Genomic DNA, 25,947 nt, shown 5'->3' on the forward strand with positions numbered 1-25,947 from the left:
ACCGGCGGGGCATAGGGTCCGTGCAGACGACACAGGTCAACGGCGACACGACGAAGTCAGGGTGGACATGAGCGACTTGGCGACCGGGGAGCGATCCGACCGGGACGGCCCGGAGGGAAGCCTTCCGGACGAGGCGGCACCGGCGTCCGGCGGCACTCCGAAACGGCGCAGGCCGTTCTGGGTGGAGCTGCCGGTGCTCGCCGGGGTCGCGCTGGTGCTGGCCTTCCTGATCAAGACGTTCCTGCTCCAGGCGTTCCTGATCCCCTCGGGCTCGATGCAGAACACCCTGCAGGTGGACGACCGGGTCCTGGTCGACAAGCTCACCCCGTGGTTCGGCTCGGAACCGGACCGGGGCGAGGTCGTGGTCTTCCGCGATCCCGGCGAGTGGCTGGCGGGACAGCCGGTGAAGCGGCCCACGACGGCCCAGAAGGTCCTGGGCTTCGTCGGTCTCATGCCCGCGGCGAACGAGAAGCACCTGATCAAGCGGGTCATCGGGGTGGCCGGCGACACCGTGGAGTGCGCGGGCGAGGGCCCCCTGAAGGTGAACGGCAAGCCGCTGACGGAGCCGTACGTCTTCGCGGGGAACACGGCCTGCAGCACGGACCCGGACGGCCAGTTCAAGGTGACGGTGCCCGCCGGCAGCCTCTGGGTGATGGGCGACCACCGGCAGGCCTCGCAGGACTCCCGCTACCACCAGGACGACCCCCGGGGCGGCATGGTGCCCCTGACGGACGTGGTGGGCCGCGCCGTCGTCGTCGCCTGGCCGGTCGCCCACTGGTCGACCCTGCCCGTACCGGACACCTTCGATCAGCCGGGTCTCGCCCACTGACCGGGATCCGGACAACAGCCCTGACGGGCACCCGATCGACGATAGCCTGACGGCCGGTCGGTTCGACCGATCCAGGGGAGGGGTGGCGCATGGCCGTGGCCATGTACCAGGCGGTCATGCTCGCGCGGAAGAACGAGCAGCGGTACGAGAAGCTGCGCGCCCGCCGCGCCAAACTCGACCGGCACATCGTCCAGGAGAGCACCGCGCAGGACCAGCAGCGGCAGGCCACCTACGACCGGGCCCTCGTCCCCTTCCGGGACGCCTTCGGGCGGCTCAAGCGGGTGGATCTGGCCGAACTGGCCCCGGTGGAACCGGCCGGGCACGCCACGGCCGACGTCGAACTGCGAGAGATCCAGCAGCTCGCCGTGTCCGCGATCGGGTCGGTCGTCGGCGGCGGAGCCACCGGAGCGGGCGTCGGCACGGCCACCTACATGGCCGTCGGCGCCTTCGCCACCGCCTCCACCGGCACCGCCATCTCCGGGCTCTCCGGGGCGGCCGCGAGCAGCGCCACCCTGGCCTGGCTGGGCGGCGGTTCCCTCGCGGCGGGCGGCGGCGGAGTGGCCGCCGGGACGATGGTCCTGGCCGCGGCCGTCGCCGTCCCCGCGCTCCTCGCGACCGGCGTCCTCCTCGAATGGCGGGGCCGCTCGGCCCGCGAGGACCAGCAGAAGCTCGCCCGGGAACTGAAAGAGGCGAAGTCCGAACTGGCCGACGCCCGCGAGACCCTGTCCGAGGTGTTCCGGCGCAGCCGGGAGATCCGCCTCGTGCTCAAGGACCTCTCCGCGGCCATGGAGGAGCGGCTGCCGGCCTTCGCGGAACTGGTCGCCGAGCACGACGACTACGGCGCGTACGACGCGCGGCAGCGCGCCCGGGTCAAGGAGATCTTCGAGCTCGCCTGCACGACGGTCACGGTGATGGGAGCCCCGCCCGCCGGGGAGGACGGCCGGGCCACCGAACTGTCCGTCCGCGTCGTCACGGAAGCCCGCGCCCACCTGGCGCAACTGGCCTCCGCCGCATGAGCCGTACGGTCCTTCCCGGCGCCGCCGACCAGGCCGCCTGGACGGTCGCGGACGCCGCCACCCGCCGGCTCGCCGAGGCCACCGTCGAGACGCTGCGCACCCGGGAGACGGTGGAACGGCTGGCGCGCCGGTACGCCGACATCGGCAACGCCCAGCGTGCGGGACACCTCTTCGAGGTGCGGCACGCGCTCTCCTTCAACCTGAACGCGATCCGCGCGGGAGCCTCGGTCCGGGCCGTGGTCACCGAGTGGGCCGAAGGCGGCTCGCAGACCGCGCCGGCCGACATCTGGCTCACCGACCGGGGCCGGCTCGTCGGCCAGGCGCAGGCCAAGCTGATGGACAGCGTCCCGAAGACCGCGCACCAGGTGGCCCGGCCGGAGTACGAGGGGATGACGCGGCTGGTGGCGGGCGACCGGGTCGCCGCCGTGGACAGCCTCCTCGAACGCCGGCTCACCATGTCCCCCGAAGGAGTGCGGTTCGCCGAGTACGCCGACGCCCACGCGCATCTGGGCGACCGGCTGACGTACGGGGACATCGGCTCCGACGCGATCGACCTGGCCGACGCGCACCGCTCGGCCCTCGACCCGGGGCGCTGGGCGCGCGGCGAGGCGATACGGGCGGCCGGCCGGGAGGCGGCGGCCGCGGCGGGCACGGCGGCGGCCGTCGGCGGGCTGGTCACCGGGGCCGTGTCCGCCGCCGAGCAGCTGGCCCGGGTGCGGGCGGGCGAGACCTCGGCCGCGTCCGCCGCTCTCACGGCGGCCGCGTCGGCGGCCCAGGGCGCGGCACGGTCCGGGGCCGTCGCGGGGCTCGGCTCGGTGATCCGTACGGCGGCACGGGCCGGGCGTCTGCCCGCGGTGCTGGGCGGCGGAGACCTGGCGTTCGCGACGGCCGGAGCCGCGTACACGGTCGCCGAGGCCGGTGTGGCCCTGGCGCAGGGCCGGATCGACGCGGGCGAGTTCGCGGCCCGCAGCGCCCGCGCCACCCTGCAGACCGGTCTGGGCTGGGCCTGCGGGGCGGTGGGACAGACGGTGATCCCGGTACCGGTGGTCGGGGCCCTGGTGGGCGGCCTGGTGGGCCAGGCGGCCGGCACCCTGATCACGCAGGGCCTGCAGGCCGCCCTGGTGGCCGTCCGCGGCACCGGCGGCCCGGGCGCGGAGCTCCTGGAGCGGGAACTGCTCACGGCGTCCCTGACCTCGGGCCTCCTCGCCTCGGCGACGGCCGCCCTGGGCCCGGCGACCCACGCGTCGGCCGTCGTGCTCCCCGGCCTCGATGCCGTACGGAAAGACCTCGCGGGCACCGACCCGACGACGGCGCTGTCCGACCTGGCGACACTGACGGCCACGGAGGCCGGCCGCCCCGTCTTCCTGACCCCGGAGGAATTCGACGCCTGGATGTCCGACGAGGACGCGCCGCTGGTCCTCGACCCCAACTGGTGACCGGGCAGGTGGTGAACGGGCCGGTGATGAACGGGCGGGTGAACGGACAGCCGGCGAACGGGCGGGCGGGCGAGCGGCCGGGGCAACAGAAAAGGCCAGGTCAGAAATAATCTGACCTGGCCTTCTTCTGAGCCGCCTTCGGGATTCGAACCCGAGACCTACGCATTACGAGTGCGTTGCTCTGGCCAACTGAGCTAAGGCGGCGCCGCTGTGCGTTCCCATGGTGGGTGCAGCAGCGTCGCCAAGTCTACACAGTTTCCCGGGGTGCTCCGACCACCCCCGGATCAGGCCTGCGAGCAGCGCTTTCCGTCCGCCGGAGGGGTGCCTTCGAGGAGGTAGGTGTTGATCGCCGTGTCGATGCAGTCGCTGCCCCGGCCGTACGCCGTGTGGCCGTCGCCCTCGTAGGTCAGCAGCGTGCCCGAGGACAGCTGCTCGGCGAGCGACTGGGCCCAGTGGTACGGGGTGGCCGGGTCGCGGGTGGTGCCGACGACGAGGATCGGCGCGGCGCCCTCCGCGGTGATGCGGTGCGGGCGGCCGGTGGGCGGGGTGGGCCAGTAGGTGCAGTTGAGGGCGGCCCAGGCGAGGCCCGCGCCGAAGACCGGGGAGGCCTTCTCGAAGGACGGGACGGCCTTCGCGGCCTCTGCCGGGCCGCTGTAGGCGGGCGGCAGGTCCAGGCAGTTCACGGCGGCGTTCGCGGCCATGAGGTTGGCGTAGGTGCCGTCCGACTCGCGCTCGTAGTAGCTGTCGGCCAGGGCGAGGAGGCCGGAGCCGTCGCCGGCCATCGCCCGGGTGAGGGCCTCGCGCAGCTGGGGCCAGGCGCCCTCGTCGTACATGGCGGCGATCACACCGGTGGTGGCCAGGGACTCGCCGAGCTCCCGGCTCTCCCCCGTGGGCACGGGCTTGGCGTCCACGTCGCGGAAGAACTTCTTCATCGCCTCACCGGCGGCCTCGACCGACTCGGTGCCCAGGGGGCAGTCCGACATACGGATGCAGTCGGCGGCGAAGGCCTTGAACGCGGTCTCGAAGCCGCCCGTCTGGTCCCGGTTGAGGTCGAGCGCCGAGAGCGAGGGGTCCATCGCCCCGTCGAGGACGAGCCGGCCGACCCGGTCGGGGAACAGCTCGGCGTACGTGGCGCCGAGGAAGGTGCCGTACGACGCCCCCACATAGGTGAGCTTCGCGTCGCCGAGCACCGCCCGCAGGATGTCCATGTCGCGGGCCGTCTCGACGGTGGAGACATGCGGCAGGACCTGCCCCGACTTCTTCGCGCAGCCCGCCGCGAAGTCCTTGAACGCCGCGCTCAGCGCGTTGGTCTCCGCCGTGTCGTCGGGGGTCTGGTCGACCTGCGTGTACGCGTCCATCTGCGGGCCCGTCAGACACTCGACGGGCTCGCTCCGGGCCACTCCGCGCGGGTCGACGGCCACCATGTCGTAGCGGGCGCGGACCGGCGCCGGATAGCCGATGCCCGCGTACCCCTGGAGATAGCCGACGGCCGAGCCGCCCGGGCCGCCCGGGTTGACCAGGAGCGAGCCCAGCCGCTTGCCGGGGCCGGTGGCCCTGACCCGGGACACCGCGAGCTCGACCTCCTCCCCGTCCGGCTTCGCGTAGTCCAGCGGGGCGCGCAGGGTGGCGCACTGGAAACCCTCGACGCCGCAGTCGCGCCACTTCAGCTTCTGCTCGTAGAACTTCTTCAGCTGCGGCGCCCGGGACGGCGAGGAGGGCGCCGGCGCGGCCGTCCGGGGAGCGGCGGCGTCGCTCCCGCCCGAACAGCCGGAGAGGATCAGTCCGGCTGCCGCGAGGGCCGTGGCGGACATACGGAGCAAGCGCCTGGAATCCATCCCCGGAGCGTATCCGGACCGGTACGGATCGTGTCCAATCGCCCGGAGCCGGCCCATCCGGGATCAGCCCCGCAGCGCCATCGTCATCGCCTCCACCGCCAGCAGCGGAGCCACGTTCCGGTCGAGGGCCTCGCGGCAGGCGAGGACCGCCTCGATGCGGCGGAGGGTCCGCTCCGGGGTGGTGTCGCGGGCGACCCGCTCCAGGGCGTCCCGCACGTCCGTGTTCGCCAGGGCCGAGCGGGAGCGGAGCTGCAGGGCCAGGACGTCGCGGTAGAAACCGGTCAGGTCGGTGAGCGCGAGGTCCAGGCTGTCGCGCTGCGTCCGCGTCCTGCGCCGCTTCTGCCGGTCCTCCAGCTCCTTCATCGCCCCGGCCGTGCCGCGCGGCATCCGTCCGCCCTGCGCCGCACCGAGGGCCGCCTTCAGCTCCTCGGTCTCCTTGACGTCGATCTCCTCCGCGACCTGCTTCGCGTCCTCCGCGGCCGCGTCGACCAGCTCCTGCGCGGCCTTGAGGCAGCCGCCGACGTCCTCGACCCGCAGCGGCAGCTTCAGGACGACGGACCGGCGCGCGCGGGCCCGCTCGTCGGTGGCCAGCCGCCGGGCCCGGTCGATGTGCCCCTGGGTCGCGCGGGCGGCGGCCTGGGCCACCTCCGGCTCGATGCCGTCGCGCCGCACCAGCACGTCGGCGACGGCCTCCACCGGCGGGGTGCGCAGGGTCAGGTGGCGGCAGCGGGAACGGATCGTGGGCAGCACGTCCTCCAGGGAGGGCGCGCACAGCAGCCAGACCGTGCGGGGCGCGGGCTCCTCGACGGCCTTCAGGAGCACGTTCCCCGCGCCCTCGGTGAGCCGGTCGGCGTCCTCCAGGACGATGACCTGCCAGCGGCCGCCCGCCGGGGACAGCTGGGCGCGCCGGACGAGGTCGCGGGTCTCCTTCACACCGATGGACAGCAGGTCCGTGCGGACGATCTCGACGTCCGCGTGCGTGCCGACGAGGGTCGTGTGGCAGCCGTCGCAGAAGCCGCAGCCGGGGGCGCCACCGAGCGCGCGGTCCGGGCTCACGCACTGCAGCGCGGCGGCGAAGGCACGCGCCGCGGTCGCACGCCCGGACCCGGGAGGGCCGGTGAAGAGCCAGGCGTGGGTCATCTTGGAGGCCTCGGGGACCGGCTCGCCTGCGGCGTGGGCGGTCACGAACGTGTCGGCGTCACGCGCGGCGGCGGCGAGCTGCTCCTCGACCCGGGTCTGTCCGACCAGGTCGTCCCATACGGCCATGTCTGCCCCTCCTCAGGTACGTCCTCCATTGTGGGGCAGCCCTCCGACAACCCCCGCCGACCTGTGGAAAACCGGCCCGGGGAGAACCGGCCTGTGGAGAACCGGCCTGTGGAGAACCGACCTGTGGAGACCACGCCCGTGGAGGACTCGCCCGTGGAGGGCTCGCTCGTGGAGGACTTGCCCGTGGAGGGCTCGCTCGTGGAGGACTTGCCCGTGGAGGACTCGCCCGTGGAGGGCTCGCTCGTGGAGGACTTGCCCGTGGAGGACTCGCCCGTGGAGGACTTGCCCGTGGGGGACTCGCCTGTCGAAAGGCCCCCTCAGGCCCCGCTGCGCGGCCGGGTCAGCCACAGGCCGACCGCGGAGCCGAGCAGGACCGCTCCGGTGCCGACGCTCCCGGCGATCTGGAGGCCTCCGCTCCAGCCGGCGAAGGTGCTGATGAAGACGTTGGCCAGGACGCTCGCGGCGAGCAGCAGCCAGAGAAGGGCGCGCATGGGTGCCTCCGTGGAGTGGGTTTCGGGTGGGATTCCGGATGGCGCCGGGTCGTTCCCGGCGACTCTTCGATCCTGGTCTCCGCCGTCTCCGCGCACAGCGGTGCCCGCTCCCGAAGGGATGGTGTAGCCCGCTCCACCGTCTCCCCCGGCACCGCCGCCTACGCTGGCCCCATGCGCGAGGCGATCAAGGAAGCGGCACGGGCGTGGCTCCACCTCACGATCGGGGCCGCGATCTCCCTCCTCTGCTACCTGATGGTGGGCATCGCCCTCTTCACCGCCGTCCTCACCCTCACGGTCATCGGCGCCGGCGTGCTCCCCGAGAGCGTGCTGCTGCTGCGCCGCCTCGCCGACTGGGAGCGCCGCCGTACGGCCGCGTGGACCGGGACGCCCGTCCCCGAGGCGTACCTGCCGCTCGAAGGGCCCCTCCCCGCGCGCGTGCGGACCGCGGTCACCGATCCCGGCACCCGGCACGACCTGGTCTGGGCCGCCGCGCAGCTGCTCTACGGCTCGGTCCTCTGGTACCTCTCGCTGATCGTCTGGGTGCCCGCGCTGCTCGTCGACGGCGTGTGGACCGGGCTCGCGGGGCGGCGGCCGGTGGCCCTGCCGCTGATCGGCCGGCTCGCCGGCCTGGCCGCCGACTGGTCGCGCGCGCTGCTCACACCGCCCCCGTCGGCCGTCCGGGACGCCGCCCTCGCCGCCCGTGTCGAGCAGCTCACGGCCACCCGTGCGGGCGCGATCGCCGCGCACGGCGCCGAGCTGCGCCGCATCGAGCGCGACCTCCACGACGGCGCGCAGGCCCGCCTGGTGGCGCTGTCCATGCGGATCGGGCTCGCCCGGCGTGCGTACGACTCCGATCCCGCGACCGCCCGCAGGCTCCTCGACGACGCCCAGACTCAGGCCGAGGAGGCGCTCGCCGAACTGCGGCACGTGGTGCGCGGCATCCACCCGCCGATCCTCACCGACCGCGGCCTGACCGGAGCCGTCCGGGCCCTGGCCGCGAACGGCGGCCTGGAGACGGCTGTCGCGGTGACCGGCCTCGGCGATCACGCGCAGGACGGCCCCCGTGCCCCGGCCGCCGTCGAGGCTGCCGCATACTTCGTGGTCGCCGAGGCGCTGACCAACGCCGCCAAGCACAGCGGCGCCGACCGTGCCTCCGTCTCCCTGACGCGTGAACCGGCCGCCCTCCGCGTGCGCGTGCGGGACGAGGGCCGCGGCGGGGCCGAGGCCGGCGAGGGCGGCGGCTCCGGCCTGACGGGCATGCGCCGCCGGGTCGCCGCGCTCGACGGCACCGTACGACTGACCAGCCCCGTGGGGGGCCCGACCGTGATCGAAGTGGAGCTTCCGTGCGTGTGGTGATCGCCGAGGACAACGCCCTCCTCAGAGAGGGCCTGGTGCTGCTGCTCACCTCGTCGGGGCACGAGGTCGCCGGCGTCGCGGCCACCGGCCCCGAGATCCTGCCGATGCTCCTGGAGCTCCGGCCGGACGTGGCCGTCCTCGACGTGCGGCTCCCGCCGGGCTTCCGCGACGAGGGGCTGCGGGCGGCGCTCGCGGCCCGCGAGCAGCTCCCGGAGCTGCCGGTGCTCGTGCTCTCGCAGTACGTGGAGGAGACGTACGCGGCCGAGCTCCTCGGCGGCGGCGCGCAGGGCGTCGGCTACCTCCTGAAGGACCGGGTGGGCCGGGTGGACGAGTTCCTGGACGCCCTGGAACGGGTCGCTTCCGGCGGTACGGCCCTGGACCCGGAGGTCGTCACCGAGCTGATGGCCCGCCGCCGCGACGACCCGCTGGACTCCCTCACGCCCCGCGAGCGCGAGGTCCTGGGGCTGATGGCACAGGGCCACGACAACGGCACGATCGCCCGCTCGCTGGTGGTCACCGAGCGGGCCGTGCACAAGCACATCGGGAACGTCTTCCTGAAGCTCGGCCTGCCGCCGACCGACAGCGGCGGCCACCGCCGGGTCCTCGCCGTCCTCGCGTACCTCAACGCCTAGCAGCCCGTCCCGACCGACCTCGACGCGCGCGCCCTGACCGATTTCGACGCTGGAAGCCGTCCCCACCGGCCTCGGCACCCAGCAGCCACCCCCACCGACCTCGACGCCTGGAAGCCGTCCCGACGGAGACCTCAACGCCTGAGCGTCGCCCGGGACGGTCCGAACACGCCCGCCACCACCGTGACGAGGACGGCGCCCGTGATCAGCCCGGCCTGCGCGGGCGGCAGGTACGGCAGGCCGCCGGTGAGCGCCCATGCGAACGCCGTCAGCGGCAGCGCGCCCACGACGAGCCCGACGAGGAGGCCCGTCCCGGTCAGGAACCCCGCCTCCAGGCCGAGCATCCTGCGCAGCTGGCCCGCCGAGGCGCCGACCTGACGCAGGAGCTCCAGCTCGCCGCGGCGCCCGGCGCCGATCAGCGCGAGGGTGCTCAGGACGGAGAGGAGGGTGAGCCCGCCGATCGCCGCGACGATCCCGCCGGAGACGAGCGCGTTCAGCGCGGCCCCGGGCGGCGTCACCGCCTCGGGGGCGACGGGGGCGGTTCCGTGGACTCCGGCCGCCAGTACGCGCGCGGGGTACGGATCACTCATGTGCGGGGCCAGTTCGGCCTTGGGCAGGAGGAACTCGCCGAGCGCGAGGGAACGTTCGTAGACCGCGACCACCCGCAGCGTTTTCGGGGTGCCGTCGCCGAGCCGGAGCTCCACCGTCGAACCGGGCTTCACCTCAAGGGAGTCGGCCGTGTCCGCGCCGACCGCGACCGTGCCCGCCCGGGCGAGTCCACCGAGGTCGCCCGCGACGACGCCCGGGTCGAGCGTCCCCGCGAGGCCCTCGGCGTCCACGCCGAGGACCGGGAGCCGGTCGAGGCGCGGCGCACCGGCCTCCGTGCGGGCCAGGACCACCGACGACCGCAGCACGTCCGTGGCCGAGTCCACGCCCGGGAGCTCGCGCACCCGCTCCGCCGTCGTGCCGGAGTACGCGAGGTCGGCGGTGGTCGCGGCCCGCGCCTGCGCGGCGGCGGCCCGCTCCATGGTGGCGCCCGCCGAGAGCTGCACGAGCGCGAAGGCGGTGACGAGGACGACGGGGACGAGCGCGGCCCCGAGCCGGCGCGAGTGCGCGGCGGCACCGGCGGCCGTGAGCCGCCCGGGCGCCCCGCCGAACCACCGGAACGGCCGGTCCAGGACCGTCATCGCGGCCCCCGCGATCCACGGCCCGAGCAGCGCGCACCCGGCGACCAGCGTCAGCGTGGCCGCACCGGCGGCGGCTGCCGCCGCGCCGCCGCCCTGGAGCGCGGCCGTACCGGCGGAGCCCGCGCCGAGCACGAGCAGCACGAGCCCGGCGCCCCGGCGGACGCCGCCCTTCCCCGGGCGTCCCGGCCGGCGGGCCGCGAAGAGGACCACAAGGCGGGCGATGCCCACCGCGAGGGCGGCGGCGACGAGGACGGCGGTGAACAGCCACGGCGGGGTGGGGAGTTCGAGGCCCTCCGGGACGACTCCGGTACGGGCCCGCAGCGCCGACCACAGCGCCAGGAACACCGGTACCGACGCGAGCGCGCCGAGCAGCGCCGCCGCACCCGCCACCCGGACCACCTCCCGGCCTGCCGCGCCCCGCACCTGACGGGGCGTCGCGCCGACGGCGAGCAGCAGCTCCCGTTCCCCGGCGCGCTGTTGGAGGGCCTGTGCGACGAGCGAGGCGAGGACGAGGACGGCGACCAGGACGACGTTCGCGGCGACGGCGGCGAGGATCTGGAGGAGCTCCGCGCGCGCGGGCGGCGCGCCGAGGTGCTCGGCGCCTCCCCTTCCGTCCCCGGTCAGCGCCCGCAGCGGCTGCCCGGCGGCCGTGTCCTTGAGCCCGGCGGTGTCGAGGGCGGCCCGTACGCGCGCGTGGAGGGTGTCCACGGGGACGCCGGGCTCGGCGAGGACCCCGACGGCGTCCACGGCACCGGGATGCCCGGCGAGCCGCCGCGCCTCCCCCGCCGTGACGTACAGCGCGGCCGGCCCGTCCGCCACGCCGACGACCCTGCGCCCGGCCACGGTGTCCCCGACGGCGGCGCCGAGGCCCGCGCCGACGACGGCCTCCCCGGCCCCCCGGGGCTCCCGCCCGTCGGTCAGCCGGTACGGGGCGAGCCGGGCCGCCTCCCAGGAACGCCCGGGGTACGCGCGCGGAGCGGCACCGCCCGCCGGCTCCCGTACGACGAACGTGTCGTCCGGGACCGCTTCCCGCACCCCCGGAACGGCCCGCAGGACGGCGACGGCCGCCTCGGGGACCCGTACCCGCTCGGTCAGACCCACGGTCTCGGTACTGGGCTCGCTGCCCCAGGGCTTCACCGTCCAGCGGACCTCGTGGTCGCCTGCGACGACGACGGGCGCGGCGGCGTACCGCTCCACGCGCGCGTGGCCGAGTCCGGTGGAGCCGAGCGCGAGGGCCAGGGCGCCGAGCAGCGCGGCGGTGACGGCGACGGCCGCGAACACGGCGGCCCATGCCTTGCGGTGGGCCCGCAGCGACCGCGCGGCGAGCAGCCGCACGGCGGGGTTCCGGCCGCGGCCCGCGGACGGCTGCGCGACGTCGTTCATCGCGCCACCGCCAGGTGCCGCCCGGCCACGGCGTGGGCGCCGAGGGCGGCCCGTACGCGCGCCTCGTCCGGGCGGTCGAGGCGGCCGGCGATCCGGCCCCGCTCCAGGAACACGGCCTCGTCCGCCCAGGTGGCGGCCACCGGGTCGTGGGTGACGAGGACGACCGTGCGGCCCCGCTCGTCGACGGCGCGCCGCAGCAGGGCGAGGACCTCCGACGCGGTGACCGGGTCCAGGGCGGCGGTCGGCTCGTCGGCGAAGACGACCTCGGGCTCGTTGACCAGGGCGCGGGCGATCGCCACCCGCTGCTGCTGGCCGCCGGAGAGGCTCTCGGGCCGGTCCTCGGCCCGGTCGGCGAGCCCCACGGCGTCGAGACCGGCCAGGGCGCGGGCGTCGAGCGCCCGGCCCTCGGAGGCCCCGGCGAGGAGCAGCGGCAGGGTGACGTTCTCCCGCACGTTCAGGGCGGAGACGAGGTTGAGCGACTGGAACACGAAGCCGATCCGGTCCCGCCGGAGCCGGGTCAGCCGGGCCGCCTTCAGGGTCGCGAGGTCGGTGCCCCCGATCCGTACCCGCCCGGCCGTCGGCCGTTCGAGCCCGGCCGCGCAGCGCAGCAGGGTGGACTTGCCGGAGCCCGACCGGCCCATCACGGCCACGAGGCGCCCGCGCGGCACGACCAGGTCGACCCCGTCGAGCGCGGGCGCCCCGCCTCCGTACGTACGGCTCACCCCGTCCAGGGCGAGGGCGGCCCCGTTCTCCGTCACTGCTGTCGTCGTCATACCGCCAACGCTAGAAAAGCGCAGGTCACAGCGGTATGGGGTGGGCTCCCGGAGTGGGGGTGGAGCCAGCTACACCCCCACTCCCGGTGTCAGCGGCGCCGCCGCGGGCCCTCGGGGTCTCAGCGGCACCGCCGCGGGCCCTCGGGGTCTCAGCGGCACCGCCGCGGGCCCTCCGGGTCTCAGCGGCACCGCCGCGGGCCCTCCGGGTCTCAGCGGCATCGCCGCGGGCCCTCGGGGTCTCAGCGGCGCCGCCCCGGGCCCTCCGGGTCTCAGCGACGGGGCAGCGCGGGCCTTCCGGGTCTCAGCGACGGCGGCGCGGGCCCTCGTCCTCGTCCTCGTGCGGGCCGAACAGCTCGTCCGCGAGGGTCGGGAGATCGTCGAGCGGGGTCTCCTCCGCCCAGTCGGAGCGGCGGCGGGGACGGCCGTCCTCGTCGAGCTGCGGCAGCTCACGGGTCCGGTCGTTCGCACCGTGCGGCGCGTCACGCTCATCGCGGAAGATGCCCTGCGGCACGCGGTCGGCGGGGTCGGACGCCCTCGCGTCCCGTACGGGAGGCAGCACGGCGGTCTCGTCGACCTCGCGCGGATCCCGGATCTGCGGCAGGACGGCGGTCTCGTCGGCCTCCCGCGAGTCCCGGACCTGCGGCATGACGGCGGTCTCCGCCTCGGGCCTGCGGGCCGTCTCCGGCCGCACGATCGGCGTCTCGACGGTGACCTCGTCAGGCGAGACGGACGGCGCGTCCGGCTTCACGACCGGGGTCGGCACGGTGATCTCGCTCGCCGACACCTCCGTGGCCCTGGCGGCCCGCTCGGCGGCGGCCTTCTCCGCCGCCGCCCGCGCCTGCGCGGCCTTCTCCCGGGCCGCCTTCGCCGCCTCGGCCCGCTCCGCGGCGGCCAGCTCCGCGGCGGCACGCTCGGCGGCAGCCCGCTCCCGGGCCGCCTTCGCGGCGGCCTCGGCCGCGACCTTCTCCGCGGCGGCCTTCGCCGCTGCCTCCTCCGCGGCCTTCGCGGCCGCGGCGGCCTCGGCCATCCGGCGGGCCTCCTCGGCACGCAGCAGGGCCTCCTCGGCCTTGCGCTGCTTCTCCAGGCGGCGCTCCTCGGCCTCGGCCCGCAGCCGGGCCTCCTCCTCGGCCTCCTTGCGGAGCCGCTCCTCTTCCTCCTGGCGGGCCTTCTCCTCGGCGGCGAGGCGGCGGGCCTCCTCCTCGGCCGCGATCCGCTCCTCCTCGGCCCTGCGGCGGGCCTCCTCCGCCTGCCGCTCGGCCTCCAGGCGGCGCGCCTCTTCCTCCTCGCGCCGCTTGCGCTCCTCCTCCTCGGCACGGAGCCTGGCGAGCTGCTCCTGCCGCTCGCGCTCCAGGCGCTCCTCCTCGGCCTTGCGGGCGGCCTCTTCCTCGGCGAGGCGCCGGGCCTCCTCCTCGGCCTTCCGGCGGGCCTCCTCCGCGGCCTTCACCTCGGCCTCGGAGAGCGGCAGCATCCGGTCGAGCCGGTGGCGCACGACGGTGGTGACGGCCTCCGGCTCCTGGCCGGCGTCGACGACGAGGTAGCGGCTGGGGTCGGCGGCCGCGAGCGCGAGGAAACCGGCCCGTACGCGCGCGTGGAACTCCGGCGGCTCGGACTCCAGCCGGTCGGGCGCCTCGGTGAACCGTTCCCTCGCGGTCTCCGGGGAGACGTCGAGGACCACGGTCAGGTTCGGCACGAGACCGTCGGTCGCCCAGCGCGAGATGCGGGCGATCTCGGTCGGGGACAGGTCACGGCCCGCGCCCTGGTAGGCCACGGACGAGTCGATGTACCGGTCGGAGAGGACGATCGCGCCCCGCTCCAGGGCCGGGCGGACCAGGGAGTCGACGTGCTCGGCGCGGTCCGCCGCGTACAGCAGGGCCTCGGCGCGGTTCGAGAGCCCCGCCGACGACACGTCGAGGAGGATCGAGCGGAGCCGCTTGCCGATCGGGGTGGCACCCGGCTCGCGGGTGACGACCACCTCGTGGCCCTTGGCGCGGATCCACTCGGCGAGCGCCTGGACCTGCGTGGACTTCCCGGCGCCGTCGCCGCCCTCCAGGGCGATGAAGAAACCGGTCGGGGACGGCGCCTGGACCGGGTCGGAGCCGCGCAGCGCGTCCCGCAGGTCGCGGCGGAGCGGGACGCCCGCCCGGTCGTCGGTCTTCGCGAGGACCAGCGCGGCGACCGGAAGCAGCAGGGCGCCGACGAGGACGAGCGTGAAGGCGGCACCGCCGTGCGCGAAGACGAAGTCCCCGGAGGCGAGCCGGTGCGGCCCGATCGCGGCGGCGAGCAGCGGCGCAGCGAGCGCGCCGAGGCCCATGGCGACGCGCGCGGTGGCCTGGAGGTGCTCGGTGGTCCGGGCCCGGCGGGGCTCCTCGGTCTCCTGGTCGATCAGGATGTGGCCGGTGTTCGCGGCGACCCCGGCGGCGTACCCGGCGAGGACGGCGAGGAACAGCACGGTCGCCGTGTCCGGGACCAGGCCCATCGCGATCAGGGCGATGCCGGTGACGGCGGTCGCGAGGGCCAGCATCCGGCGCCGGGACAGCACCGGCAGGACGGAGCCCGCGGTGCGGATGCCGACGGCGGTGGCGCCGCTCAGCGCCAGGATCAGCAGGGCGTACGTGACGGGCCCGCCGCCCAGGTCGTACGCGTGGAGCACGGAGACCGACGCGGCCGCGGCGATCGCCCCGGCGACGGTGGCGGAGGCGAGGACCAGCAGCGGCAGGGCGCCGGTGCGGCCCTTGCCCTCGGCCGAGCCCTTGGCCGAGGGCCGGCGCAGGCCCTCAAGCGGCGAACGGGGCCGGGGCGTCTCCCCGCCGGGCAGCGCCATCGCGTACAGGACGGTGACGGAGGCGGCGAACAGACCGGCCGCGACGTACGAGCCGAGGGCCGCCTGGTGCAGCGAGAACCAGTCGATCCCGACACCCAGCAGGTTCCCGACGAGGGTGGCGACGAGCAGCACGGCCGCCGCGGCGGGGACGGCGAGGAAGCCGGTCCGCAGGGACAGCCGGCGCAGCGCGCCGAGGTGGTCCGGCAGCGGCCGTACGGCGTCGCCCTCCGGCGGCGCGGCGGGCAGCAGCGCGGGCGCGGCGCCCTCCCGGCCGATGGTCCACAGGCGCTCGGCCGCACCGGCGACGAAGACGGTGCCGAGCAGGTACCAGAGGGCACTGTCCGGGACCCAGTCGATCCACAGCGGCGCGATGACGAGCAGCGCGATCCGCACCCCGTCGGCGCCGATCATGGTCCAGCGCCGGTCGAGCGGTCCCGACGGCCCGGTGAGCGCGGTCAGCGGACCGAGGAGGACGGCCCCGAAGAGGACCGAGGCGAGCAGACGGGCGCCGACGACGGCGGCCACGGCGAACGCGGCTCCCCGGTAACCACCCCCGAGCGCACCCTCGGCGACGGCCGCCTGGAGGCCCAGGAGGACGAGGACGAGAAGGGCGAGGGCGTCGCCGGTGCTGCCGACCAGGTGGGCGCTCCACAGCCGGCGCAGCGGCTGATGGCGCAAGAGGGCGCGTACGGCGCGCTCCCGGGAATCCGCGACGAGTGCGGCGTCGGAATCGCCCAGGCGGTCTGGCTGCTCTGCTCGCGTCATCCGTCCACCCTATCCGGACGTCCCAGCTCCCCGCGGCCCGCGCCCGAACAAACGTGGGAGGGCGGGAGCCGCCGAACGCGAGAGGTCGGGAGCAGCCGAACGCGAGAGGTCGGGAGCAGCCGAACGCAGGAGAGCCGGAGCGGCCGAACGCAGGAGAACTGGAGCAGCCGAACGCAGGAGGGCGGGAGCATCGCTCCCGCCCTCCTGCGCGTGCTTCGGGTACTACTCCGGCTTGGCCGCCGCCGTCTTCTTGGCAGCGGTCTTCTTCGCCGTGGCCGTCTTCGCCGTCGTGGTCTTCTTCGCGGCGGTCTTCTTGGCGGCGGTGGTCTTCGCCGCCGTCTTCGTGGCCGTCTTCTTCGCCGCGGCCTTCTTCGCCGCGGCCTTCTTCGCCGGGGCCTTCTTGGCGGCCTTCTTCGCCGGACCCTTGGCCCGCTTCTCGGCGAGCAGCTCGTAGCCGCGCTCGGGCGTGATCGTCTCCACGCTGTCGCCGGTGCGCAGGGTGGCGTTGGTCTCGCCGTCCGTCACGTACGGGCCGAACCGCCCGTCCTTGACGACCACGGGCTTCTCGCTGACCGGGTCGGTGCCCAGCTCCTTCAGCGGCGGCTTGGCCGCGGCCCGGCCCCGCTGCTTCGGCTGCGCGTAGATCGCGAGGGCCTCTTCGAGGGTGATCGTGAAGAGCTGCTCCTCGTCCGTCAGCGACCGCGAGTCCGTGCCCTTCTTCAGGTACGGGCCGTAGCGGCCGTTCTGCGCGGTGATCTCCACGCCCTCGGCGTCGGCGCCGACCACCCGCGGCAGGGACATCAGCCGGAGCGCGTCCTCCAGGGTCACGGTGTCGAGGGCCATCGACTTGAAGAGGGAGGCCGTGCGCGGCTTCACCGCGTTCTTGCCGGTCTTCGGGGTGCCCTCGGGCAGGATCTCCGTCACGTACGGGCCGTAACGGCCGTCCTTGGCGACGATCTGGTTCCCGCTGACCGGGTCGGTGCCCAGCTCGAAGTCGCCGCTCGGCTTGGCGAGCAGCTCCTCGGCGTGCTCGACGGTCAGCTCGTCGGGCGCGAGGTCGTCGGGCACGTCGGCCCGCTGGTGGCCTTCCTGCTCCTTCTCGCCGCGCTCGACGTACGGGCCGTAGCGGCCGACGCGCAGCACGATGCCGTTGCCGACGGGGAAGGAGGAGATCTCCCGCGCGTCGATCGCGCCGAGGTCGGTGACGAGCTCCTTGAGGCCGCCGAGGTGGTCGCCGTCGCCGTTCCCGGCGTCCGCCGCACCGCCCGCTCCGCCGGACTCGCCCTCACCGAAGTAGAAACGCTTCAGCCACGGCACCGCCTGGGCCTCGCCGCGCGCGATGCGGTCGAGGTCGTCCTCCATCTTGGCGGTGAAGTCGTAGTCGACGAGCCGCCCGAAGTGCTTCTCCAGGAGGTTGACGACGGCGAAGCTCAGGAAGGACGGGACGAGCGCCGTGCCCTTCTTGAAGACGTAGCCGCGGTCGAGGATGGTGCCGATGATCGAGGCGTACGTCGACGGGCGGCCGATCTCGCGCTCTTCCAGCTCCTTGACCAGCGAGGCCTCGGTGTAGCGGGCCGGCGGCTTGGTCGCGTGCCCGTCCGCCGTGATCTCCTCGGCGGTCAGCGCGTCGCCCTGGGCGACCTGCGGCAGGCGCCGCTCGCGGTCGTCGAGCTCCGCGTTCGGGTCGTCGGCCCCCTCCACGTACGCCTTCATGAAGCCGTGGAAGGTGATCGTCTTGCCGGACGCGCTGAACTCGGCGTCACGGCCGTCGGCCGCCCGGCCGCCGATCTTCACCGTGACCGAGTTACCGGTCGCGTCCTTCATCTGGGAGGCGACGGTCCGCTTCCAGATCAGCTCGTACAGCTTGAACTGGTCGCCGGTGAGGCCGGTCTCCGCCGGGGTGCGGAAACGATCACCCGAAGGCCGGATCGCCTCGTGCGCCTCCTGCGCGTTCTTGACCTTGCCCGCGTAGACGCGCGGCTTCTCCGGCAGGTAGTCAGCGCCGTACAGCTGCGTGACCTGCGCCCGCGCCGCCGTGACGGCGGTGTCGGAGAGGATCGTGGAGTCCGTACGCATGTAGGTGATGAAGCCGTTCTCGTACAGCTTCTGCGCCACCTGCATGGTCGCCTTCGCACCGAAGCCCAGCTTGCGGCTCGCCTCCTGCTGGAGGGTGGTGGTCCGGAAGGGGGCGTACGGGGAGCGGCGGTACGGCTTCGACTCGACCGAGCGCACCGAGAACGCGGTGTCGGCGAGCGCGGCGGCGAGCGCCCGGGCGTTCGCCTCGTCCAGGTGGAGCACGTTCGCGGTCTTCAGCGCGCCGTCGGCGCCGAAGTCACGGCCCTGCGCGACGCGCTTGCCGTCGACCGACGCGAGGCGCGCGACCAGCGAGGACGGGTCGGAGGCGTCACCGGAGCGGCCGGTGCCGAAGGTGCCGGTGAGGTCCCAGTACTCGGCGGAACGGAAGGCGATGCGCTCGCGCTCCCGCTCGACGACGAGACGGGTGGCGACGGACTGCACACGGCCGGCGGAGAGCCGCGGCATGACCTTCTTCCACAGGACCGGCGAGACCTCGTAGCCGTAGAGCCGGTCGAGGATGCGGCGGGTCTCCTGGGCGTCGACCATGCGCTGGTTCAGCTCGCGCGGGTTGGCGACGGCCTCGCGGATCGCGTCCTTGGTGATCTCGTGGAAGACCATCCGGTGGACCGGGACCTTGGGCTTCAGGACTTCCTGGAGGTGCCACGCGATGGCCTCGCCCTCGCGGTCCTCATCGGTGGCGAGGAAGAGTTCGTCGGACTCGGCGAGGAGCTCCTTGAGCTTCCTGACCTGCGCCTTCTTGTCGGCGTTGACGACGTAGATGGGCTGGAAGTCGTGCTCGACGTCGACCCCGAGGCGGCGCACCTCACCGGTGTACTTCTCCGGCACCTCGGCGGCGCCGGAGGGCAGGTCGCGGATGTGCCCGACGCTCGCCTCGACGACGTAGCCGGGGCCGAGGTAGCCCTTGATCGTCTTCGCCTTGGCAGGCGACTCGACGATGACGAGTCGGCGGCCGCCGTGTGCGGTCTCGCTGGTCGGGGACAACTTCGCTCTTCTCTCCGGATCGACACTCTCTGGCACGTACGGCACTGGCACGCACGGCAGCGGCACGGACGGTGACGCTCCCGTCGCTGCGGAGTGTGACGGTACAACCCGCCCCCGTGTCAAACGGCAAAAGCCCGCAACGGCCACTCGAACGGTAACCCGAGTCCTGCCATTCCTGCCGCCCGGACTCCCGGTCGGGCGGGGCGGGGGTGCGAGCCGGAGAGATCGGAAAGAGACCCGACGCCGACGCGGAACCGGATTCAGAGCCGGCCGAAGCACCAGACGCCGAGGGCCAGGAAGGCGACGCCGGAGAGGCTCGTCAGCGCGACCGCGGTGCGCGGGGCGACCCCGTGCGCGACGGGCTCACGGTGCAGCGCCCGCACGGTGGTCCACAGCAGCAGCGCGCCTCCGAACAGCGTGAACGCCGCCCCCGCGAAGATCGCCGGCCCGCTCTCCATGCCCGTACCCCGTTCCGTTCACGTGCGGTGTTCGCCTCTCGCCGCCGAGGCTGGCACCTCCGGGCATCGGGGGCGCGAACTCCGGGTGAACTGCGTGGGCCGACTGGCACGGGTTCACGAAGATGGCCGGTAGTCATCCCGCACCGGGGGCCCTCCCCCCGGCCGGTAGTCATCCCGCACGGGGGCCCTCCCCCCACCCCACCTCACCCCTCCCTCCCCCCTGCCCTCCCCTTCCCCTCGCGTCGCGTCGCGTCGGGTCGGGTCGCGTCGGGTCGGGTCGCGTCGGGTCGCGTCGGGTCGCGTCGCCTCGCCTCCCCTCGCGTCACATCGTGTCGAGCGTGGCCCGGCGTCGGCTGCCGCGCTCGAAGACGGCGAGGAGGACGACGGCGAGCAGCCCCCACCCCGCGCCGACCGCGAGCTCGGCCCCGAGCAGGCGCCCGTCCAGACCGCCGCCGGCGGTCAGCCCGCGCGCCGCGTCCGCCGCGTGCGTGAGCGGCAGCAGCTCACCGGCGAACCGCATCCACTCGGGCAGCGTCTCCCGCGGCACGGCGGCGCCGGTCAGCAGCAGCAGGACCGAACTGGCCACGTTCGACACCAGGAACACGTCACGGAACCGCAGCCCGAGCGCCCCGAGCGCGAGCCCGAAGGCCGAACAGGCGGCCGCCGCGACGAGCAGCACCAGACCGAGCCCGGGCAGCGCCCCGGCAGGCACGGGCAGCCCGAGGACGAGCGCGGCGGCGGTGAGCACGAAGGCACTGACGAACAGCCCGTTGAGGACGTACGGGAGAGCTCGTCCGAGCCACAGCGGAACCCGGCGGCGGGGCGAGAGCAGGACGGCCCCGAGGGTGCCGTACCGGCGCTCGTTGGCGACGGCCATCGTGCCGCCGTACACGCAGGAGGCGGAAGCTGCGAGGACGGCGTTGCCGACAAGATGGAAACGGTCGTCGGCGACACCGAGTTCCCTGCCCAGGAAGACGAAGAAGAAAACCTGGAGGAGCGGCCCGACCAGCAGTGTTCCGATGAACATGGGCGGGGTCGTCCAGTTGAACAGGGCGCGGTACGAGATCGCCCCGCCGACCACGAGCAGCCGGGAGGTGGCGTGGAAGCGGAAGCCGAGGAGTCGGCTGCGGAAGCGGAACATCCGACGGTGGCCTTTCAGGCGAGGGCGAGGGTGGCGGCGGCGCGGGCCCGGCGCTCCACCCGGCCGAGGACGAGGACGGCGACGAGGGCGTAGCCGGCGCCGAGCGCGAGGGCGACGAGGAGCGGGGTGAGGACCTCCCCGGTGGAGGGCCCGCCGGAGGTCGCGGCGTGCACGGCCCGCGCGCCCCAGGTGGTGGGCAGCGCCCAGGAGATCGGGTGGGTCCAGGCGGGCAGCACGGTGACGGGGACGAGCAGTCCGGACAGCAGCCAGACGGGCGTGTCGAGGGGGTTGGCGAGGGCGTTGGCGTTGCGCAGCAGGACGAAGGTCGCGGCGAGAAGCAGCCCCATCATGCCGAGCGAGAGGACGCACACCGGGACGGCGACGAGGAAGAGCAGGGGGTGCGCGAAGTCGAGCGGCACGCCGTAGAGAAGGACGCCCCACAGAACGGTCGCGCCCATCGCGTAGGTGCCGATGACGGCGGTCGCGAGGGTGATCGGCAGGAGGACGAGCGCGAGCGGGGTCGGCGCCACGACGAGGGTCTCCAGGGTGCCGAGCCAGCGCTGGTTCTGCACCGCGCCGCCCGAGCCGAAGAGGACCGAGCCCCAGATGCCCATGAGTCCGGCGCCGACGGAGGCGGTGAGCAGCCGGTCGGGGTCGCCGGCGGCGCGGAACAGGTAGACGGCGAGGGTCGCGTAGACGAGGGGGACGAGGACGGCGAAGGTGATTTCGATCGGGGAGCGCGACATGTACGAGACGTGGGTGCGGACCCCGACGCCGATCAGGCGAAGGACGCGGGTCACGCGGGCACCCCGTCCGGCTCGGTGGAGGCAGGAGCCTCGGTGGACGCAGGAGCCCCGGTGGACGCAGGGGCCCCGGTGGACCCCGTCGCTTCCTCCACGATCGCGATGTAGGCGTCCTCCAGGGACGGTTCGCGGCTGACGACCCGTCCGACGCGGACACCGTCGAGGGCGGCGAGGACGGGCGCGTGCAGCTCGGCGCCGCGGTCCGTCTGCACGCTCACGGTCTGGACCGTGCCCCGGTCCTCTGCGGACACTCCCCGTACGCCGGGGACCCGTCGTATCCGGTCGAGGACCTCCTCGCCCGCCCCGTACGCCTCGATGTCGAGCACGTCCCGGTCGCCGACGCGGGACTTGAGGCTGTCGGGGGTGCCGAGGGCGCGGATCCGGCCGCCGGCGATGACGGCGATCCGGTCGCAGAGCTCGTCGGCCTCGGCCATGTAGTGGGTGGTGAGGAGGACGGTCGTGCCGGCGGCGGCCAGGTCGGCAACGGTGCGGCGCAGGTCGCGGGCGGCGACGGGGTCGACGCCGATGGACGGTTCGTCGAGGAAGAGGACGTCGGGGCCGTGGAGCAGTCCGCGGGCGATGTGGAGGCGCTGCCGCATGCCGCGCGAGTACCCCTCGACGCGTTCCTTCTCCCGGCCCAGCAGGCCGACGAGGTCGAGGAGTTCGGCGATGCGCCGCTTCTGGTCGCGGGCGGGGACGCCGTACAGCTCGGCGAAGTAGCGGAGGTTGTCGAGCGCGGAGAGCCGGTCGTACAGGCCCCGGTCGCCGCCGAAGACGTATCCGATCCTGCGGCGTACGGCGACGGGGTCGCGGGCCACGTCGTGGCCGAACACCCGGGCCGTGCCGGAGGTCGGCAGCAGCAGGGTGTTGAGCATCTTGATGGTGGTGGTCTTGCCGGCGCCGTTGGGCCCGAGCAGGCCGAAGAGCTCTCCGGGCGCCACCTCGAAGGTGACCCCGCGGACGGCTTCGGTCTCGGTCCGCCGGGACCGCGGCCATCCGGTCCTGCTGGTGTAGGTGCGGCGCAGCGCGTCCGCCTCGATTGCGAGCATGCGGCGGACGGTAGAAGCGGGCGGCAGAGCGGGGCCATCGATTCGGGAGGCCCCGAATCGTCGGGCCCGGCCTCGGAGGGGGCACCCCCGTCGTCGGGCCACGACCTCGGACGGGCACCCGAACCGTCGGGCCGCAGCCCGGGACAGGCACCGAATCATCGGGGCCACGGCCTCGGAAAAGCACCCGAATCGTCAGGCCACGGCCCTGAGGACGTCCTCCCCGGCGAGCAGTGCGAGCAGCGAGCGGCCCGTGTCCGTGAGCTGGTAGTACACCGATCGTCCGACGCGGTGGCGGGTCACGACCCCGGCCTCGGAGAGGACCGACAGGTGCTCGGAGACCGTGCTGGGTGCGAGGCCGAGCCGGTCGGCGAGTCCGGCCGTGGTCAGGGGCCCGCCCAGCTCGCGCAGGACGGCCGCCCGGCCCCGGCCGAGCATCAGCCCGAGGCGGTCCTCGGCGACAGGCTCGGCCGGTTCGCGCAGGGCGGCGGCGCCCCGGGCCTGGAAGCTGAGCGCGAAGACCTCGGGATCGTCCGTGGAGTACAGCCGGCAGCCCTCGGCGAAGACCAGCGGCACGAGGACGAGCCGCCGCTCCCCGGGCGCGTACTCGACGTCGATGTACTTGGTCAGTTCGAGTACGGGCGGCTGCCAGGTGCCCCGGGCCTCCAGGCCCGCGAACAGCGCGTCGACGCCCTCCGTCGCGAACGTCCTGGCCCGGACGAGGACTTCGTCCTCGACGAGCCGGCGCATCGTCGGCCAGTACGGCTCGATCGCGCCCTCCCAGTAGGCGGCGTACGCGTCGGCGAGCGCCGCGCAGGCGGCCTCCGGGTCCTTCAGGTACGGCTGCAGGAAGGGCGCGTCCTCCATGCCGGGGTAGCAGACGGCCGCCTGTTCGCGGACGAACTCCGGGGAGGTGCCCCGCAGCGCGGCGAGCTCCTCGTGGACGTGGACCGTGCCGAACGGCCGGGGCAGCAGGAAGTCGGAGGTCTCGCGCCGGCCCACCCCGAACAGCTCCCACAGCGGGCGGAGCCGGTCGTCCTCGCGCCACACCTCGCGCGCCTGCCCGACCCAGGCCTGGTACGGCCAGGAGGGGTGGCGGTGGGGCAGCGCGAGGTGCATCGCGCAGAACGCGTCGCGGAGCGGGCTGATCGCGATCCGGGTCGCCCCGAGCGAGGCCTCGTCCAGCTCGATGCGTATCAAGCGCCGCTCCCTCCGGTCGCGGACGGCTCCGTGCCCGGCAGCAGGGAGTCGGGGATCAGGAAGCCCTCCTCGACGAGGAGCCGGATGGCCTGCGGGGTGCGGTCCCGCAGCATGACCGGGTCCTCGCCCATGAGCTGCCCGATGGCGTCGAGGATGCGGCCCGCGCTGAGCGTGCCGTCGCAGACGCCGGCGAACCCGGCGCCGACGTGGTCGACCTTGGTGGCGCGGCGCATGCCCCGGTTCTGCCGGAGCACCACGTGCTCGGGGTCCTCGGCGCCCGGCAGTCCGACCTGCTCCTGCACCACCTCGGGCGCGAGGGTGAAGCGGTCGGAGAGGAGCCCGGCGTCGTCGTGGTGACGCAGGTAGTCCTGGCGCTCGAAGTGGGCGCGGACGGTGGGGCCGAGGGGCTGCTCGACGGGGTGCGGCCACTCCTCGACGACGATCGAGGGCTCGACCGCGCCCGAGGCCACGGCCTCGTTCCGCCGGACGGTGATCCAGCCGAAGCCGATCGCGCGGGTCTTGCTCGCCTCGAACTCGTCGAGCCAGCGGTCGTACGCCGCCCGGTAGGCGTCCGGGTCGCCGCGGTGGTCGCCGCTGTCGCGCAGCCACAGCTCGGTGTACTGGGTGATGTCCTGGACCTCGCGCTGCACGATCCACGCGTCGCAGCCGCGCGGCACCCAGGACCGCAGCCGCTCCTGCCACTCCTCGCCCTCGACGTGCTGCCAGTTGGCGAGGAACTGGGCGTACCCGCCGTCGTTGAGCCGCTCCCCGGCCTGCTGCACGAGCGTGCGGCACAGGTCGTCGCCGCTCATCCCGCCGTCCCGGTAGGTGAGTCCGGCGCCGGGGGAGATCACGAACGGCGGGTTGGAGACGATCAGGTCGTACGTGTCGCCGTCGACGGGCTCGAAGAGCGAACCGGTCAGCAGCTCGGCCTCCCGGGCCCCGGAGAGGGCGAGGGTGAGCCGGGTGAAGTCCAGGGCGCGCGGGTTGAGGTCGGTGGCGGTGACCAGGGTGGCGTGCTGGGCGGCGTGCAGTGCCTGGATGCCGGAGCCCGTGCCGAGGTCGAGCGCGGAGGAGACCGGCGTACGGACCGTGATGCCGGCGAGGGTGGTGGAGGCGCCGCCGACGCCGAGGACGACTCCTTCGTCCTTCTTGCCGATACCTCCCGCCCCGCCGACCGCGCAGCCCAGGTCGGAGACGATGAACCAGTCCTCGCCGTCGGGTCCGCCGTACGGCCGGACGTCGACCGTGGCGAGCACGGTGTCGTCCTCGCGGACCACCCAGCCGTCGTCGAGGGCCTCGTCGAGCGGGAGCGCGGCGGCGGCCAGGTCGGCGGCGACGGGCTCCTGGAGCAGGAAGAGCCGGACGAGGGTCTCCAGCGGGGAGCCGCCGCGGGTGGCGCGCAGGGCGGGCACGGTCTCGCTGCGGGCGAGCGCCGCGTACGCCGGGGCGCCGAGCAGGTCGAGCAGGCCGTCGGCGGTGAAGTCGGCGGCGAGCAGTGCCTCGCGCAGACGGGTGGCGTGCGCGGGCACCGGGAGGCGGGAAGGCAGGGTCGTACTCACCGCTCCATTGTGACGGGCGCCACCGACATCCGGGCGGCCGACCCGGCGGCGTGCGGCCGATCGCCGCCACCGCCGGGCCGAACGGCCCTCGGGTCTGCTACTCGCTCTTGCCGGCCGTGGCCTTCTTGGTCGGCGTGGCGGACGCCTTCTCGGTCGGCTTCGTGGCACCGGAGTCCGAGTCGGAATCGGAGGTGGACCCGGCGTTCGGGGAGGCGGTGGTCTTCGGCGGGACCGAGGCCGTGGGCTTCTGGCAGCCGGGCTGCTTGGCCATCGCCTGGCCCAGCTCGCCCTCCTCCAGCTTCGACAGGGCGTTCTGGTCCATCTTCTCGATCTTGGTGAGGCCGTCGGCGACGTTCTGGAGGCCGTCCGCGAACTTCTGCTGGTTCGTCGGGTCCAGCGCGTCGACCTGCTTCTTGAGCCCCTCGTAGGCCACCGCGGTGGCGTTGAGCTCCTTGATCGCGTCCTGCTGGATCTTCTCGCCGTTCTCGACGGGCGGCGCCCCGGCGGCCTCGACGGCCTTGGCGAGGGCGCGGTCGGCGTTCGCGATGTCCTGGAACGCCTTCGAGTCGGCGGCCTGGATCTCGGCCGGCTTGCTGTCGGCGGCGGTCGAGATGATGATCTGGTGGGCGTCGGCCCGCTTCTGGATCTGGGGCTTCGCCTGGTCGCAGAAGGTCTTCGCCCAGTCACCCACCTTGTCGCCCTCGTCACTGCTGCAACCGGACAGCGCGAGCACCAGTACCGCGCCGCCGGACAGTGCGGCCGCAAGCTTCTTGTTCAACGGATCGGTCCCTTCCAAGGCTCTCGGCCCCGGAACATACACGCCGAACGGGCTACTTCCACCTTTCGTACGACTGATTCCTCCCCTATTGCAG

The 25,947-nt window shown here is 74.4% G+C and carries 19 protein-coding genes and 1 tRNA gene; 5 read left to right on the top strand and 15 right to left on the bottom strand.

Going from position 1 to position 25,947, the window contains the following annotated elements; translation table 11 throughout:
* Nucleotides 1–67 precede the first annotated feature (67 nt).
* The 3 genes from lepB (at nt 68) to ACF07V_RS32705 (ending at nt 3,281) form a co-directional block, all read left to right on the top strand.
* Nucleotides 68–829: a signal peptidase I gene (lepB, locus tag ACF07V_RS32695; protein WP_392159313.1), complete on the top strand. Its 762-nt coding sequence runs from the start codon at nt 68–70 to the stop codon at nt 827–829.
* A gap of 89 nt (nt 830–918) precedes the next feature.
* On the top strand, nt 919–1,845 hold the full coding sequence (locus ACF07V_RS32700) for a hypothetical protein (RefSeq protein ID WP_392159314.1): 927 nt from the start codon (nt 919–921) through the stop codon (nt 1,843–1,845).
* Nucleotides 1,842–3,281: a hypothetical protein gene (locus ACF07V_RS32705; RefSeq protein ID WP_392159315.1), complete on the top strand. Its 1,440-nt coding sequence runs from the start codon at nt 1,842–1,844 to the stop codon at nt 3,279–3,281. The genes ACF07V_RS32700 and ACF07V_RS32705 overlap by 4 nt, the downstream gene beginning before the upstream one ends.
* 130 nt (nt 3,282–3,411) lie before the next feature.
* Here the strand turns inward: ACF07V_RS32705 and ACF07V_RS32710 are convergent.
* The 4 genes from ACF07V_RS32710 to ACF07V_RS32725 all read right to left on the bottom strand — a co-directional run bounded on the left by ACF07V_RS32710 (nt 3,412) and on the right by ACF07V_RS32725 (nt 6,873).
* Nucleotides 3,412–3,485 (bottom strand) — tRNA-Thr (locus tag ACF07V_RS32710).
* Nucleotides 3,486–3,565: 80 nt separating this feature from the next.
* Nucleotides 3,566–5,116 carry an alpha/beta hydrolase gene (locus tag ACF07V_RS32715; RefSeq protein WP_392159316.1) on the bottom strand — a complete coding sequence of 517 codons (1,551 nt, stop codon included), beginning with the start codon at nt 5,114–5,116 and terminating at the stop codon, nt 3,566–3,568.
* Between the two features lie 63 nt (nt 5,117–5,179).
* Nucleotides 5,180–6,382, bottom strand: a complete 1,203-nt coding sequence (locus ACF07V_RS32720) for a DNA polymerase III subunit delta' (RefSeq protein WP_392159317.1) — start codon at nt 6,380–6,382, stop codon at nt 5,180–5,182.
* A gap of 317 nt (nt 6,383–6,699) precedes the next feature.
* Nucleotides 6,700–6,873 (bottom strand): hypothetical protein, encoded by a 174-nt coding sequence (locus ACF07V_RS32725; RefSeq protein WP_392159318.1) that lies wholly within the window; start codon nt 6,871–6,873, stop codon nt 6,700–6,702.
* A gap of 171 nt (nt 6,874–7,044) precedes the next feature.
* On the opposite strand from ACF07V_RS32725, the gene ACF07V_RS32730 reads away from it, so the two are divergent.
* Both ACF07V_RS32730 and ACF07V_RS32735 read left to right on the top strand, forming a co-directional pair.
* On the top strand, nt 7,045–8,229 hold the full coding sequence (locus ACF07V_RS32730) for a sensor histidine kinase (protein WP_392159319.1): 1,185 nt from the start codon (nt 7,045–7,047) through the stop codon (nt 8,227–8,229).
* A complete protein-coding gene (locus tag ACF07V_RS32735) occupies nt 8,217–8,861 on the top strand; it encodes a LuxR C-terminal-related transcriptional regulator (RefSeq protein ID WP_392159320.1) in 645 nt (214 codons plus the stop codon). Before ACF07V_RS32730 ends, ACF07V_RS32735 begins: the two co-directional genes overlap by 13 nt.
* 131 nt (nt 8,862–8,992) lie before the next feature.
* Here the strand turns inward: ACF07V_RS32735 and ACF07V_RS32740 are convergent, their stop codons facing one another.
* The 11 genes from ACF07V_RS32740 to ACF07V_RS32790 all read right to left on the bottom strand — a co-directional run bounded on the left by ACF07V_RS32740 (nt 8,993) and on the right by ACF07V_RS32790 (nt 25,853).
* Complete coding sequence (locus ACF07V_RS32740; RefSeq protein ID WP_392159321.1) at nt 8,993–11,428, bottom strand: FtsX-like permease family protein; 2,436 nt, start codon at nt 11,426–11,428, stop codon at nt 8,993–8,995.
* Nucleotides 11,425–12,201 (bottom strand): ABC transporter ATP-binding protein, encoded by a 777-nt coding sequence (locus tag ACF07V_RS32745; RefSeq protein ID WP_392159322.1) that lies wholly within the window; start codon nt 12,199–12,201, stop codon nt 11,425–11,427. The genes ACF07V_RS32740 and ACF07V_RS32745 overlap by 4 nt, the downstream gene beginning before the upstream one ends.
* Nucleotides 12,202–12,502: 301 nt before the next feature.
* Nucleotides 12,503–15,787, bottom strand: coding sequence for a dTMP kinase (gene tmk, locus ACF07V_RS32750; RefSeq protein ID WP_392159323.1), 3,285 nt, complete (start codon nt 15,785–15,787; stop codon nt 12,503–12,505).
* A gap of 222 nt (nt 15,788–16,009) precedes the next feature.
* Entirely contained in the window at nt 16,010–18,865 is a 2,856-nt protein-coding gene (gene topA, locus ACF07V_RS32755; RefSeq protein WP_392159324.1) for a type I DNA topoisomerase, read from the bottom strand.
* A gap of 260 nt (nt 18,866–19,125) precedes the next feature.
* Nucleotides 19,126–19,323, bottom strand: coding sequence for a hypothetical protein (locus ACF07V_RS32760; protein WP_392159325.1), 198 nt, complete (start codon nt 19,321–19,323; stop codon nt 19,126–19,128).
* A 322-nt stretch (nt 19,324–19,645) separates the two neighbouring features.
* Nucleotides 19,646–20,464 carry an ABC transporter permease gene (locus tag ACF07V_RS32765; RefSeq protein ID WP_392159326.1) on the bottom strand — a complete coding sequence of 273 codons (819 nt, stop codon included), beginning with the start codon at nt 20,462–20,464 and terminating at the stop codon, nt 19,646–19,648.
* A gap of 14 nt (nt 20,465–20,478) precedes the next feature.
* A complete protein-coding gene (locus ACF07V_RS32770) occupies nt 20,479–21,264 on the bottom strand; it encodes an ABC transporter permease (protein ID WP_392159327.1) in 786 nt (261 codons plus the stop codon).
* Nucleotides 21,261–22,316, bottom strand: a complete 1,056-nt coding sequence (locus ACF07V_RS32775; protein WP_392159328.1) for an ATP-binding cassette domain-containing protein — start codon at nt 22,314–22,316, stop codon at nt 21,261–21,263. Before ACF07V_RS32775 ends, ACF07V_RS32770 begins: the two co-directional genes overlap by 4 nt.
* Nucleotides 22,317–22,508: 192 nt before the next feature.
* Nucleotides 22,509–23,513 carry an ArsR/SmtB family transcription factor gene (locus ACF07V_RS32780; protein ID WP_392159329.1) on the bottom strand — a complete coding sequence of 335 codons (1,005 nt, stop codon included), beginning with the start codon at nt 23,511–23,513 and terminating at the stop codon, nt 22,509–22,511.
* Complete coding sequence (locus ACF07V_RS32785; protein WP_392159330.1) at nt 23,510–25,075, bottom strand: methyltransferase; 1,566 nt, start codon at nt 25,073–25,075, stop codon at nt 23,510–23,512. The genes ACF07V_RS32780 and ACF07V_RS32785 overlap by 4 nt, the downstream gene beginning before the upstream one ends.
* Before the next feature lie 97 nt (nt 25,076–25,172).
* Nucleotides 25,173–25,853 (bottom strand): small secreted protein, encoded by a 681-nt coding sequence (locus ACF07V_RS32790; RefSeq protein ID WP_392159331.1) that lies wholly within the window; start codon nt 25,851–25,853, stop codon nt 25,173–25,175.
* Nucleotides 25,854–25,947: the final 94 nt, after the last annotated feature.

The organism is Streptomyces sp. NPDC015661 (assembly GCF_043077765.1).
Classification (GTDB): Bacteria; Actinomycetota; Actinomycetes; order Streptomycetales; family Streptomycetaceae; genus Streptomyces.